This is a genomic window from Paenibacillus sp. MDV22-iso6 (genome assembly GCF_058408365.1).
The window spans coordinates 20,044-34,409 of the sequence record NZ_JBZVDZ010000014.1; the positions used below are offsets into that span (position 1 = coordinate 20,044).

Sequence of the window (14,366 nt, forward strand, 5' to 3'; positions counted from 1 at the left end):
AATAGAGCAAGGAGAGATAACGATGATTAGTGATACGATTACAGCGATATCAACAGCGGTCGGAGAAGCGGGTATCGCTGTAATCCGGGTGAGCGGCCCGGATGCGGTGTCGGAGACGGAGAAGATTTTTCGCAGCAAAATCCCACTAACACAGGCAGCATCTCACACGGTCCATTACGGTCATATTATAGACCCGGGGACTGGCGAGAAGATTGAGGAAGTCTTGGTGACGGTGATGCGGGCGCCACGTTCCTTCACAACAGAGGATGTCGTGGAGATTAGCGCCCATGGCGGAGTAGTGTCGGTTAAACGCGTAATGGATCTGTTGCTGCAGCTGGATATTCGTCTCGCTGAACCCGGCGAGTTCACGAAGCGAGCCTTTCTTAATGGACGGATTGATCTTTCCCAAGCAGAAGGCGTAATGGACCTCATTCGTTCAAAATCCGATCGTGCTTTCTCCGTTGCACTCAAGCAGGTTGAGGGCAAATTGTCGTCCAAGCTGCGTGATCTCAGATACACGCTGGTGGAGACGCTTGCTCACATCGAAGTTAATATCGATTATCCTGAGCATGATGTAGAGTCACTAACATCTGAATTTATTAAAGAAAAATCCAGTCAGGTCATGACTGAAATCGATAAATTGCTTGTAACAGCAGAGCAAGGCAAGATACTGCGTGAAGGAATTACAACCGCTATCGTGGGCCGGCCAAACGTAGGGAAGTCTTCATTACTTAATACGTTGGCTCAGGACAATCGCGCAATTGTAACGGACATTCCGGGGACAACGCGTGACGTCATTGAAGAATTTGTTACAATTAATAATATACCGCTCAAGCTGCTCGATACGGCAGGCATTCGGGAAACGATGGATGTCGTGGAGAAGATTGGAGTGGAGCGTTCTCGCTCTGCTGTGAATGAGGCAGATCTGTTATTGATGGTTATCAATGCTGCCGAGCCATTGCATCAGGACGAAATTGAATTATTGGAACAAATACGCGGTAGACAATCAATTATTATTATGAATAAAATGGACTTAGCGCCGCAGGTGGACCGCGAAGTGCTGCTTCGTTACATCCCTGAGGAACGGCTTGTTCCGATGTCAGTGAAAGATGATCTGGGCGTGGACCGATTGGAAGATGCCATCTCGACGTTGTTTTTCAGCGGAAAGCTGGAGTCGGCAGACCTGACGTATGTCAGCAACGTGCGTCATATCGCTTTGCTCAAAAAAGCGAAGCAATCGCTCATTGATGCCTATGAAGCGGCAGAGCAGCTGATTCCCATTGATATGATCCAAATTGATGTACGTCTGGCATGGGAACAGCTGGGTGAAATCGTGGGCGATACAGCTCATGATGCGTTGATTGATCAAATTTTCTCCCAGTTCTGTTTAGGAAAATAAAAGATTATTGAATTTTTATAAAAAAACCGATTGAAATATGAAGTGCGGCACCTACTTGGAAATAAATAAAAACCAGTTAATGTTTGTCAAGCGTTTCAGGTTGGCTGAGTTTTCTTCTCGTGTTATACTTTTTCCATCAACACGAATAACCTCAACGGCTATAGAGGTTTTGGTTAAATATGGATTACACTTGGTAGGGCTTGCTTTTTTGCAAGATGGCATAAATGTGATGTAAAGCTTGTTTGCGCAGGCGATCACGACCACCTTGTAGGGCTTGCCCTCTTTTCTTTTTTTCTCGTAGTACGAATGGATTCTTGCATTTGCACTCTCCCCTATACAGCATTGTACCGCTAGATATAAAGAACTTTTAAGCCTTTTTGAGCCACGTTTCGTTATTCGTGTGCTTGTAGCCTTAAACTTTCCTGAACTAAAAATTCAAGGGTCAAGACCTGCAAACGCCACGAGTTGCTTTGCATCGCTAAACCACCTGACATCGCCCATTTCGGCTATAATGGCAGCCGCCAGCTTTGTTCCAATCCCAGGAATACTATTCACGAGTTCCACTTCAGGCAGACTCACGGCTAGCTAGATGCCAGGCATCCGTCGCGTCCGTTTTCACTTTGTGTAACTGCGTTCCTTTGGCTCGTTTGGATTGCAACGGATTGAAATGTAGTACGTGTAGCCGCTTCGGTCCAGGCACGAAACCAATGCACGGTGGTAGTGTCCTGGGGCTTCCAGGAACCACTACTAGAGCGAGCCCTGTTTCGACTGAAGCATGTCTAGCATTCCCGAGAATTATTCAAATCCACTCTTTTCCTGCATGATGTCTACAGCTTTGCCAAACGGCTCATTTCGTAACCTAAACGCTTGCACCACACTCGAACCTCTCGCCACATCCACCCCGACAACAGGTACCAACTTCCTCACTCCATGTCTTGAATTTCGCCGGCCTTTCCACGATGGTTCCAAATCGGCACAAAGGGAAGCGTCAGAAACCCACAGAAACTTGCGGTAAATACGCTATCGGCAGATCGATCTCGGATCGTCCCAAAGAGGTTCGTTCCCGTGAATCGTTTGGGCATTGGAAACTGGATACCGTCGTATCGGGTCGTGGAAAAAGTAAAGGATGCGTAGCCACCTCACAATATCCCACAGGTACTTTCCTTACAGCCACAGCTTACCGAGCAAATGAGTTGGTATGCTATGCCAATCTGGAAACAAGCCAAGAACTACACGTTTATTTTGCTGATCCATATTCGTCTTGACAACACGTTTCAATGAAAATGCGAATGGCTTGCTTCGAGAGTTTTCCCCGAAAGGCATCGATCTCGCTCAAGTGGAGGATGAAGATCTCGCCGGTTCACTAGATCTAATTAACCACGAAAATGCTTGGGTTGGAAAGCCGCTAACGAACCTTTCACAAAGGAAATGTCGCACTTGGTTTGCCAATTTGTCAAAAACAAAAGTATTACACTTTAAGAAAAGAAGTTTTAATTTTATCTCTGCTATTTCCTACTTCTACTGCGGAAATAGCCACTTATTTGATATGAAAATCGTGCTCTATTAATTCCTTAAATGAAAAACAGATTAAGTGCTTTCTCATTCTTCATATTTAGCGACAACGGCTTTCATAATAAAGCACAATTCTAGGTATCAACTTTATATTTAATTTTCTATCATTATGAGAGAATTACAACTTTTTTAACATTTAAGTAAACTTTACTTTTAGGGTGACTTTAAAATTAAAATTTTCATAATAATGCAATCCATATAGAAATAATAGTTACTTATAGTAGATATAAATAAAATACTAGCTGTACTTGTTAGCTTATAAACATAAATCGACATAAGTTTTATCTAAATTTTATTATTATAGGTATAAAGTTCTATATATTTACAATAAATAAAAATTATTATATATAATGATACATATTGACAATATATTGGAATAATATTACCCTAATTTATGTATAAAACCTCTATAATAAATAAGCAGTGACATTAATACATCAATAATGTATAAAAATATAATTAAATGTAAATTATATATGTTCACCCTTAAATACTTCTTATAATTTGAAGTTAACAACATTTATTATAAGGTTTAATATTAACATAGAGGGCACTAATTAAAACCAACTTATCGGAGGCTGAATAAAAATGAATAATGATATTTTTAATCTCGATTCAAAAGTTAGCACTTACTCTCAATTGGATGCTCAGCCAGCGGGGATTACTACTGTGAAGACTCTCTGGACAAAACCAATTATATGTACTCCATTCTGCCCAACTAATACTTGTAATGTAACACCATTGTGTCACGTATAGAATAAAATAATAATTAAAATACTTAATTAAAAAATATTAGTGCCCTCTTCTTTAATATTAAATTGCCTTTGGAGGTTGAAATGAGTAATTTAGATTTTATTCCTTTGAATTATTATATGTTTCGTACTTCTTTCTATTCATTAAGTAAATATACTGAATATTTTGTGAATAAACGTTATAACTCAATAGGTGAAGCAATTGAGGTTATGAGAAGCATTGTAGAAGAACCACACTTTCGTGAAGCACTTGCTGTCGCAAGCTTTTCACTTTATGAATCAATACCGTTGTTGTGGAGTGAAGATAATAAACGAAGAGAAAGCACGTTAAGGGGGTTAATAAGATATCTTATTAGAATGACTTCACGTACAACCCCATTCGGCCTTTTTTCTGGGGTGGCTATTGGAAAATGGGGTGATGATAATTCAATTGTTATTAATAATGATTCCCGCAATCAAAAAAAAGTTAAACCTGATATGGAGTGGATAGTATCCATCACCAAAACATTAGAGAATGAGGATTCAACACTTTTGAAAACAGTTTTATCGGTTAACTCTACAGTTATAGATTATAAATCTCGAATTAAAATTCCTAATCTATCTATTTATTCTGAAAGTAACGACGACGAACAAAGAAATGAAAATTCATCTCACTTGTTGCAACATAGTACTATTCGAAGTACTGAGGCCGTATTGTTTATCAAAAATATACTTATAGAGGGGGAAATTACATTTGAAGAATTACTCAAGAGAATGCAAGAAGAATACAAAGCTGTGGACAGAAATATATTATTCAATTTTTTAAAAGAACTTATAAAAAATGAGTATCTTTTTACAAATTTGAGGACACCACTTTTAATTCCCTCAGCTTTTGACTACTTAATTGAGTGGTTAGAAGTAAATGCTCCAGACTCAACTTTGTTGCCTATAATAACGGATATTAATCGTGATATAAAAAGTTATGAAAGGACGAATTTTGGAGAAGGCGAAGAGTTGGTTTGTAACATTATCAAAAAAATGAAGAATGTACATAATTGCAAATCACCACTCCAAATTGATATGTCTATTTCTATGCTTCAGAATAATCTGTCAAGTAGGCTTAAGGAAGATATTTCAAAAGCTACAGAAGTAATTTGGCTTTTATCCAATAAGAGGAATTTTCAATATATCAACAATTATCATATTGAATTTATTGATAGATATGGAACAGGAAATGAAGTGCCTGTACTTGAACTTTTGGAATTGGATTTAGGGTTAGGAGCGCCATACTCATATGAGAATCCCCCTAGTATACTTTCCGAGAATGGATTTATCGAAATGAATAAAATGCACCCATTTTTCTTTCAATTATATGAGCAATGTTTAAGAAATCAGAAGATTGAAATTAATTTAAAAGAAGAAGATATTGAAATTTTCACTAATGATTATAAGTCAATTGAGAATGAAGTCACGCCTCCAAGTTCAGTAGAGATGTGCTTTTCTATACATGCAATAGACAAAGAAGCGGTTAATCGGGGGGAATATGAGCTAGTTATAGGGGCAAATCAAGGTTCTTATGGTATGGGTAAGATCTTTGGTCGTTTTAGCCACTTATTACAAGATAGTTACGAACCGTTATTAGCTGAAATTCGGGATATCTACACTAGCTTTAATGACGAAGCCATTTTCGCAGAAGTAACGTATCTTCCTAAAATAGCACGACATGGAAATGTTGTATCAAACCAGTCCATATTCAATTATGAAATACCACTAGGCACTAATGCTTCATTAAGTGATGATGCTATTATTCCCGTTTCTGACATTGTATTACTAGCAGATGAAAAAAGGATGTATTTAAAATCTAAGAAGTATAATAAAGAAGTGATCCCTTTTACAAGTCATATGTACTCTAGTCTTGCAGGAACACCAAACCTATATAGATTTCTTAGTGAGATGGGTATTCATAGGCTTGGTCCTTATCCACTATTCGATTTACCAGGATTAGAGAAATTCAGTTTTGTTCCTAGAATTAAGTACAAAAATATGATTTTGAGTTCTGCTACTTGGAAAATTGGACTAAATAGTGTTGAATTTAGACATATCAAAGAAATAAAAGAGTTTAAGTGTGCGTTTCAGATTTGGAGAAAAACAAGTCTAGTTCCTAGATTTGTTTATTTGACTGAGCAAGATGCAAGAATTCTTTTTGATTTGGACAATCCTCTTTTCATAGATGATCTTTATAAAGAATTCACTAAATTAAATGATTATACATGCATATTACTAACAGAAGCTTATCAGGATTTTGGAGAGAATTGGATTATAGATACAAATAAGCATAACTATAATGCTGAATTTGTTTTTCCAATGTATACTAAATCAGCCAAATTAGAAAAAAAAGAATTTTATCCATATACTAACAAACAATTAGTTCACTTACCGGGTCAAGAGTGGCTTTATTTAAAACTATACTGTTCTTTAGATCAATCCCCGCAATTAATTACTGAAGTATGTTCACTAATCAATAAACTACATGATGATAATATAATAGAAACTGGTTTTTATGTAAATTATATAGATCCAAGAAATCATGTTCGTTTCAGATTAAAAGATAAGCAAAATAGACTCTTTTCAAATATGCAAAAGATTATAGATTGGACAGAGTATTTACAAAATGAAGGATTAATTCAAGTTGTAGTATATGACACTTATTTCCCTGAATCACATAGATATGGTGGAAATCAGTTAATTCAACATGCTGAGTCATTTTTTATGATTGATTCATTAGCAACAGGTAAGCTCAGAAATATAGTGTCTCGTTCTATGGATCGGTTAGATTTAGCAATCATATCTTTTTGCGATTTATATGATTCAATGTTTGTTGACTCTGAGAATCATATAGATGCATTAAGTAATATTATAAATTATAAGAATTATTTAAAAGAGTTTAGGGCACGTAGGAAACAACTTATCCGTTTCTGGTCATATCATAAAACTGGAAATGAAAAAGACATATCTGATTTGGAAAAAGAAATTAGTACTGTTCTTAAATGGAGAACCTTAGGATTAAAGGAGTACTATAAAAAGCTGAAGGAGAAAAACTTAGCAGATTATGAGGATATCGCGTTTAGCATCCTTCATATGCACATTAATCGTTTATGTGGGACTGACAGAAATGAAGAGAAGAAAGTGATGACTTTAGCCAGACATCTTTTAAATAATTACGAGATTATTAAAAAAATTGAAGTTACTAAATAAATTTTATATGTATTAATTTTAAACATCTTGTTATAAACAAGATGTTTAAAATTTTAGGAGAGGGGTTCGTAAAAATTGAGAGTTATAGAGGACCAAAAGTTCATAAAAGGAGAAATCTTAAAGCATGCTACCCATTATATAGACCCAAAAAACTTTGCTAATCAGAAAGATAATTGGATGGAATTAAGTTTAGTGGAGGGCCTACCCTCACTTGCTATTTTTTATGGACAAATGTCTATATTTGAACCTGATGGAAACTGGGGAATTATTGAAAATGAATATTTTAATGAAATTTTTAGAGCGGTTAACAATGATAATATAGACTCTTTGTCATTATGGAACGGATTATGTGGTGTAGCTTTTAGTTATGTTTGTTCCCCAAATTTTAATGAATACAGGACAGATTACGAATTCCTTCAGGAACTTATCTATGAACAAATCCCTATAGTGTGGGATCAAGCCATGTCTAATTTAGAATGCTCTAAAGTAGAAATGAGCGATTATGATGTGATATCGGGACTTGCTGGAGTATCAATGTATCTCCTCTCCTCTCCAAGAAGTGAAAGTAGTACCTATTTTATCTCTTTAATAAATAAGTATTTTGTAAAACTAATCAACAATTCAAAATTATACAATAATCTAGAAGTACCAAACTGGCACATTACTCCTCAAAATTTATTTCACGATATTGATAGGGATCTTTATCCTGATGGTTATTTAAACTGTAGTTTATCACATGGAATTTTAGGCCCTTTTCGTATACTGGTTGACAGTTTGAAAAACAACATTGAAGTAGATGGACAAAAAGAAGCTATCGATAGAGTTATAAAGTTAATTGAACAATTCAGTTACAGAGACGAATTAGGCATAATATGGCCCAAAATGATCGGACCTAGGGAATATAATCAAGGAATCGTAAAGAATCAAAAGACCAGATTAGATTCTTGGTGTTATGGTGAACCTAGCTTTATAGAAAGTTTAATAAGGCTTCATTCGCTAAAAAAAGAAGTTTCTTATGACCATTTGATCACAAGTACCTTTAAAGGATTAATTGAATCTTCTTTATACTTGCGAAATGATGATATTGGTCTGTGTCATGGTGATGCAGGAATACTGTATCAGATGTACTTATTAAAAAGCAAAGTTGATATAAATGGGTTACAAGAATATTGTGATCAATTGTCAAGTCATCTATTACAAAAGTATAAAGGACATCATACACAACTAAGTTTAGATCATGGTTTATTAAACGGAAAGATCGGTGTCTTTTTAGTTTGGATATCCATTTTGAGAGAAGATACAGATGCTTATTGGAATAAAGGATTATTACTAAGTTAGGAGTAGGGGGATTTTATGATTAGCAAGGAAGAAGATTTGGAATCGGCTCCGGTAATTAAAGGTATCTTCAAGAATTTTATTAAACTGGTTTATCAGACAAACAAATATTACTTCTGGATATTGCTGATCATTAGCATGTTATCTGCATTTATTCCCGCAGCCTTACTATACTCTACTGAGCTACTGGTTAACTCGTTAGTTATAAGTAACCCTGTATTAAAATATTCTTTATATTTTTTAGTAGTATATGTGTCTATTCTCACGATTAAAGAAATATTACTGGCGGCTTCTCAGTATTATCAAGCTTTATATCAAATAACACTATCCAATAATGTTAATGTATTGATAATGGAGAAATGTCAAAAGTTAGGATTAGCTGATTTTGAGGATTCAGATTCCCTCGATTTGCTCCGAAGAGCAAATAACGAAGGTTCATATCGACCATTTCAAATTTATATCCAGATACTTTCTTTATTCCAAAGTGTTATTTCATTACTCTCCATAGCAGCATTCTTAATGTCTTGGAAATGGTGGATTGCTTTGCTACTAATTATACTTCCTTTAGGGTCCATCATTGCCCTAATGAAAGTTACTAAACAAGAATATGAAATAATAATAAACCGAACAACGGTCACAAGGAAATCATGGTATTTAAATTATCTCTTAACGAATGATAGAGTGGTTAAAGAAGTAAAATTATTTAATATTGGCTCATACTTAATCGAAAATTTTCGCAATATATATAGAGAGTTTTATAAAAAAGATAAATATATAAATAAAAGAAAATTTACAGTCAACGTCTCAATTTTAATTTTCAATATGTCTGTCATAGGATTAACGATGTATGTTGCACTGACAGATACATTAACTGGAGTTATATTGGCAGGGAGTTTTTTTAGTTACTTACAGGGGATAGTCAACACGACAAGTACTTCTCAAATGATTATTAGTGAATACACGGTTCTTATGCAAGATACAATGTATTTATCACAATTGTTCCAATTTTTAAATAAGGAACCACTTGAAAAACAGAAATTAGATGCTAATAAACAAATTAATCTCACTGATATAGAATCTATTAAATTCGAAAATGTATCATTTATGTATCCGGGGCAAAGTAATTATGTATTAAATAAGCTTAACTTTGAACTAAAAAAGGGACAGATTGTCGCCTTAGTTGGAAAAAATGGATCAGGAAAATCAACCATTGTAAAACTAATAACACGGTTATACTTGAATTTTGAGGGAAATATATTCATTAATGGAATAGACATTAATCGTTATGATGTTGATTCTTTACGCAAAAAGGTAGGAGTAGTTTTTCAGGATTTTGTACACTATGAACTAACAATGCGTGAAAATATTGGATTTGGAAATTTGGAGCAAATCAATAATAAAGATTTACTTTATGATAGTATAAAAAAGGCAAATTTAGAACTATTAGTTGATAAGTTGCCTAACGGAGTAGATACACAACTTGGAAAATGGTTTCCTGAAGGACACCAACTTTCAGGTGGTCAGTGGCAAAAAATTGCTTTAGCTAGAGCATATATAAAGGATGCAGACTTTTATGTTATGGATGAACCTTCCTCAGCATTGGATGCAGAATCTGAAGAAGAAGTATTTAATCATTTTAGGAGTATCATGCAAGATAAGATAGGGCTCTACATTACACATCGATTTTCGTCAATTAAACATGCTTCTTACATCTACTATTTAGAAGATGGGGAAATATTGGAAGAAGGTAAACACTCCGATTTAATGAACAAGAAAGGGAAATACATGAACTTGTACAATTTACAATTGTCTTCTTACAATAAGTAACAATTCTAATTAGTGTGAATTGATTTTAGATAAAATAGTGCTATGATGGAGGAGATATAAAGAATAATTCAACCAAATAAAGGCGGTTTATTTATGATAAATATATATGATGTAATCGTCGTAGGGGCAGGACATGCTGGTGTGGAATCGGCACTGGCTGCAGCCCGTATGGGTTCGAAAACACTGATGATTACCATCAATCTGGATATGGTGGCCTTCATGCCTTGTAACCCATCTATTGGGGGACCGGCAAAAGGACATGTGGTACGTGAGATTGATGCACTTGGTGGAGAGATGGGACGGAACATTGATAAGACCTTTATTCAGATGCGAATGCTCAACACAGGTAAAGGACCTGCTGTGCATGCGCTTCGTGCTCAGGCCGATAAGTTCTCTTATCAGCATACGATGAAAGAAACGATGGAGAATGAACGCAACCTGACGATGCGCCAAGGCATGGTTGATCGCCTGATCGTTGAAGACGGACAGTGTGTAGGTGTGGTTACTCAGACGGGTACAGAATATCGTGCCAAAGCCGTTGTATTGACAACAGGTACGTATCTGCGCGGTAAAGTAATTATGGGTGAGTTGATGTACGAGAGTGGCCCGAATAATCAACAGCCTTCCCTTAAGTTATCCGAGCATCTGCGTGAGCTTGGTTTTGACCTGGTTCGTTTTAAAACAGGTACACCACCGCGTGTGCATAAGGATACGATTGATTTTAGCAAAACGGAAATTCAGCCAGGTGATGATAAACCGAAGTTCTTTTCTTATGAAACGGAATCTTCCGATAATGAGCAGCTGCCTTGCTGGTTGACGTATACGTCTGTGGAAACACACCAGATTATTAACGATAATCTCCACCGTGCACCTATGTTCTCAGGCGTTATTGAAGGTACCGGACCGCGTTATTGCCCTTCGATCGAGGATAAAATTGTGCGTTTCAGCGACAAGCCGAAGCATCAGATTTTCCTGGAGCCAGAAGGCAAAAACACATCGGAATACTATGTACAAGGTCTATCTACCAGTCTGCCAGAAGATGTTCAATTGGCGGTCCTCCGCTCAATTCCGGGCATGGAAAAAGTAGAAATGATGCGTAACGGCTACGCTATTGAATATGATGCGATGGTGCCTACACAACTGTGGCCTTCACTTGAAACGAAACGTCTGCCAGGTCTGTTCACAGCAGGGCAGATTAATGGTACCTCCGGGTACGAAGAAGCGGCAGGACAAGGCGTAATGGCCGGTATCAACGCTGCACGTAAAGTACAGGATAAAGAGCCTGTCGTACTGGATCGCTCCCAAGGGTACATTGGTGTACTGATTGATGATCTCGTAACAAAAGGTACGAATGAACCTTATCGTCTGCTGACTTCCCGTGCAGAATACCGTTTGTTGCTTCGTCATGATAATGCCGATATGCGTTTGACGGAAATTGGCCACGATATTGGGTTGATTCCTGATGAGCGTTACGCTAAATTCCTGGACAAAAAGGCAAAAGTTGAACAGGAAGTGGCTCGTTTGAAGGCAGCTAAAGTTCGCCCTGTCGAAGTAAATTCGAAGCTGGAAGAGATCGGTTCCACACCGATTCAGGATGGTAGCACACTTCTTACATTGATGCGCCGCCCAGAGATCGGGTATGACTGGATTGAGCAGATCTCACCTTCTGAGGTGGAACTGACTGCTGACATGAAAGAGCAAGTAGAAATTCAAATTAAATATGCGGGTTATATTGAGAAACAATTGATCCACGTGGAACGTTTGCAAAAAATGGAGAAGAAAAAAATTCCGGACACGATTATATATGACGAAATTCATGGCCTTGCTATGGAAGCAAAGCAGAAGCTCGCTAAGATTCGTCCAATCTCGATAGGACAGGCGTCCCGTATTGCCGGGGTTACTCCTGCGGATATCTCCATTCTGCTGGTTTACCTGGAGCATTATAACCGTGTAACCGCAGCAAGGGGACAATAATGGACGATATTCAACAGCAGCTACAACGGCGCCTGAAGAAACATGGACTGGAGCTAGATGAACGCCAGTTGGAGCAATTCGAGTTGTATTTTCAGGAGCTGGTAGCTTGGAATGAAAAGATGAATTTAACCGGGATCACCGAACGTGAACAAGTATATACAAAGCATTTCTATGATTCGGTATCGCTCGCGTTTTATACAGATATGTCTAAGGTAAACAAACTCGCAGATATTGGTTCAGGGGCAGGTTTCCCAGGACTACCTCTTAAAATTTGTTTCCCGCATATTAAGCTGACGATCATTGACTCGCTAAATAAACGTATTGGCTTTCTGCAGCATCTTGTAGATACGCTCGGCTTGACCGATGTAGAATTGATTCATGGTCGTGCGGAGGAACTTGGACGCAAAGAAGGATATCGTGACAGCTATGACCTTGTTACTGCGCGTGCAGTTGCTAAGCTAGCAGTGCTTAACGAATTCTGTCTGCCATTTGTTCGCAAAAGTGGATTATTCGCTGCAATGAAGGGTGGAGACCCGCGGGAAGAAATGAAGGAAGCTGAATTCAGCTTTAATCAGCTGAAAGGACGGGTAAAAGCAGTTCATCCGTTCCAGCTACCGGTTGAAGAGTCGGCACGTCATATCATTCTGATTCAGAAGTTTGATAAGACACCTTTTAAATATCCACGTAAACCAGGGACACCATTAAAAACACCTTTGGTATAGTTCTTGGCGCAACATCGTATGTATTAAAAAGGTAAGATGATCATTCTTCGTTTATTTAATGGAGAACTTTGAATAAGAGTAAAGAGGATGTTTCACGTGAAACATCCTCTTTTTGTTTTTTTGATTTTTTATCTAGGTATAGATAACATCCGCATTACGATTACATTGAGCAGAGAAAAGTGAAATCGATAATATTTATTTTGAAATAGAAGTTTTCTTGATGAATAACTATTGTTCTTGTTCAAGCTAAGGGAGATACGTAAGAAAGAGGTTTTCCTGCCACCGAGTTATTCTTTTGAAAAACCATTTTCACATGGTATCAAATGAGTACATAATGTAGCTACTATGAGCAGGTCCTGTCTACAGAGATTCTCTATATCTTATTGTGTATAAGCAGTCATATAGCTAATGTTCATGAAGAAAAAGCAGGAAAATTAGGAGAGTTTAAAGAATAGGTAAACATAGGATTATGGAAGAAAAGATGATAGAATAGAAGTATCCGGTCCTGGATTACAGAGATCATAGATTATATGTATAGATAGATTTTTTGAGCATTAATGTATAGGTTACAGAAAGCGTCATGGAAGGCAAAACTTATTCGAAGAACGACAGCATTTGAACAGGTCGCATATTGAATAAGAAGCACCTGCACCTTGCGGGAGCTATTACGAAACTAGGTGGTAATATACGGAATGAAAGAACAATTTTCGAAGTTGTTTGGTTTGGCGGAGCGCAATAACGGAGATGAGATTAAACAAATTCCGGTCAATGAAATTGTGAGCAGCCCATATCAACCCCGTACTATTTTTGATGATGATAAAATTGATGAGTTGTTGCAGACGATCAAGACACATGGAGTTATACAACCGATTGTCGTCCGCGTACGAAATGGATCATATGAGATTATCGCCGGGGAACGTCGCTGGCGTGCAGTTCGAAAACTTGGTTTGGATCATATCCCGGCCATTGTACGTGAATTCAACGACTCTCAGGCAGCGTCCATCGCATTGATCGAGAACTTGCAGCGTGAGGGACTCACTTCCATTGAAGAGGCTGTTGCTTATCAGAAATTGATTGACCTGCACCAACTTACACAGGAAAGTCTTGCGCAGCGATTAGGCAAAAGCCAGTCGACGATCGCCAACAAAATCCGGTTGCTACAGCTTCCAGATGGCATTAAGACAGCGCTGATGGAACGTAAGATTTCGGAGCGTCATGCCAGAGCTTTGCTTTCATTGGATACGGAAGAGTTGCAAATGAAATTGCTCGGCGAAATTATTGATAAAGAGTTGAATGTAAAACAAACGGAAGCGCGGGTTGCCTTTTACAAGGAATCCTCGAAGATCAAAAAATCCAAACGTGTCTCATTCACCAAGGACGTTAGACTTGCACTTAATACGATTCGTCAATCCATTGATATGGTATCGGGCTCCGGTCTAGACATCAAAACCAAGGAAGCGGACCATGAGGACCATTACGAGATCGTTATCCATATCCCGAAACGCAAATAATTGAAGCTTAAGGCGGCAATGGGCCGCTTTTTCTGTCTAT

Annotated in this window: 8 protein-coding genes and 2 pseudogenes; 8 read left to right on the forward strand and 2 right to left on the reverse strand. The window is 37.4% G+C overall.

Features of this window, described 5'->3' with window-relative positions:
* Window positions 1–22 precede the first annotated feature (22 nt).
* Window positions 23–1,399 (forward strand): tRNA uridine-5-carboxymethylaminomethyl(34) synthesis GTPase MnmE, encoded by a 1,377-nt coding sequence (gene mnmE / locus AC4PM4_RS28200; RefSeq protein ID WP_491615085.1) that lies wholly within the window; start codon window positions 23–25, stop codon window positions 1,397–1,399.
* Between the two features lie 51 nt (window positions 1,400–1,450).
* Here mnmE and AC4PM4_RS28205 read toward each other — a convergent pair.
* Window positions 1,451–1,900: pseudogene (locus tag AC4PM4_RS28205) on the reverse strand (transposase).
* A gap of 294 nt (window positions 1,901–2,194) precedes the next feature.
* The gene (locus tag AC4PM4_RS28210; protein WP_491615086.1) at window positions 2,195–2,326 is read right to left on the reverse strand and encodes a hypothetical protein; all 132 of its coding nucleotides are present in this window, start codon (window positions 2,324–2,326) and stop codon (window positions 2,195–2,197) included.
* 44 nt (window positions 2,327–2,370) lie between these two features.
* Between AC4PM4_RS28210 and AC4PM4_RS28215 the strand changes: the two are divergent.
* The 7 genes and pseudogenes from AC4PM4_RS28215 to noc all read left to right on the forward strand — a co-directional run.
* Window positions 2,371–2,878: pseudogene (locus tag AC4PM4_RS28215) on the forward strand (transposase family protein); the annotation flags it as partial.
* A 929-nt stretch (window positions 2,879–3,807) separates the two neighbouring features.
* Window positions 3,808–6,957: a lantibiotic dehydratase gene (locus tag AC4PM4_RS28220; RefSeq protein WP_491615087.1), complete on the forward strand. Its 3,150-nt coding sequence runs from the start codon at window positions 3,808–3,810 to the stop codon at window positions 6,955–6,957.
* A 75-nt stretch (window positions 6,958–7,032) separates the two neighbouring features.
* Complete coding sequence (locus tag AC4PM4_RS28225) at window positions 7,033–8,295, forward strand: lanthionine synthetase C family protein (protein WP_491615088.1); 1,263 nt, start codon at window positions 7,033–7,035, stop codon at window positions 8,293–8,295.
* 15 nt (window positions 8,296–8,310) lie between these two features.
* Complete coding sequence (locus AC4PM4_RS28230) at window positions 8,311–10,119, forward strand: ABC transporter ATP-binding protein (protein ID WP_491615089.1); 1,809 nt, start codon at window positions 8,311–8,313, stop codon at window positions 10,117–10,119.
* Between the two features lie 93 nt (window positions 10,120–10,212).
* Window positions 10,213–12,093 carry a tRNA uridine-5-carboxymethylaminomethyl(34) synthesis enzyme MnmG gene (gene mnmG, locus AC4PM4_RS28235; RefSeq protein WP_491615090.1) on the forward strand — a complete coding sequence of 627 codons (1,881 nt, stop codon included), beginning with the start codon at window positions 10,213–10,215 and terminating at the stop codon, window positions 12,091–12,093.
* Window positions 12,093–12,815, forward strand: coding sequence for a 16S rRNA (guanine(527)-N(7))-methyltransferase RsmG (gene rsmG, locus AC4PM4_RS28240; protein WP_063567385.1), 723 nt, complete (start codon window positions 12,093–12,095; stop codon window positions 12,813–12,815). The genes mnmG and rsmG overlap by 1 nt, the downstream gene beginning before the upstream one ends.
* A gap of 692 nt (window positions 12,816–13,507) precedes the next feature.
* Window positions 13,508–14,326 carry a nucleoid occlusion protein gene (noc, locus tag AC4PM4_RS28245; protein ID WP_064641439.1) on the forward strand — a complete coding sequence of 273 codons (819 nt, stop codon included), beginning with the start codon at window positions 13,508–13,510 and terminating at the stop codon, window positions 14,324–14,326.
* The last annotated feature ends 40 nt before the right edge of the window (window positions 14,327–14,366 follow it).

Coding starts and splice junctions, on each gene's coding strand:
- mnmE (WP_491615085.1), top strand. CDS start 23: ATGATTAGTGATACGATTACAGCGATATCAACAGCGGTCGGAGAAGCG.
- AC4PM4_RS28220 (WP_491615087.1), top strand. CDS start 3,808: ATGAGTAATTTAGATTTTATTCCTTTGAATTATTATATGTTTCGTACT.
- AC4PM4_RS28230 (WP_491615089.1), top strand. CDS start 8,311: ATGATTAGCAAGGAAGAAGATTTGGAATCGGCTCCGGTAATTAAAGGT.
- mnmG (WP_491615090.1), top strand. CDS start 10,213: ATGATAAATATATATGATGTAATCGTCGTAGGGGCAGGACATGCTGGT.
- rsmG (WP_063567385.1), top strand. CDS start 12,093: ATGGACGATATTCAACAGCAGCTACAACGGCGCCTGAAGAAACATGGA.
- noc (WP_064641439.1), top strand. CDS start 13,508: ATGAAAGAACAATTTTCGAAGTTGTTTGGTTTGGCGGAGCGCAATAAC.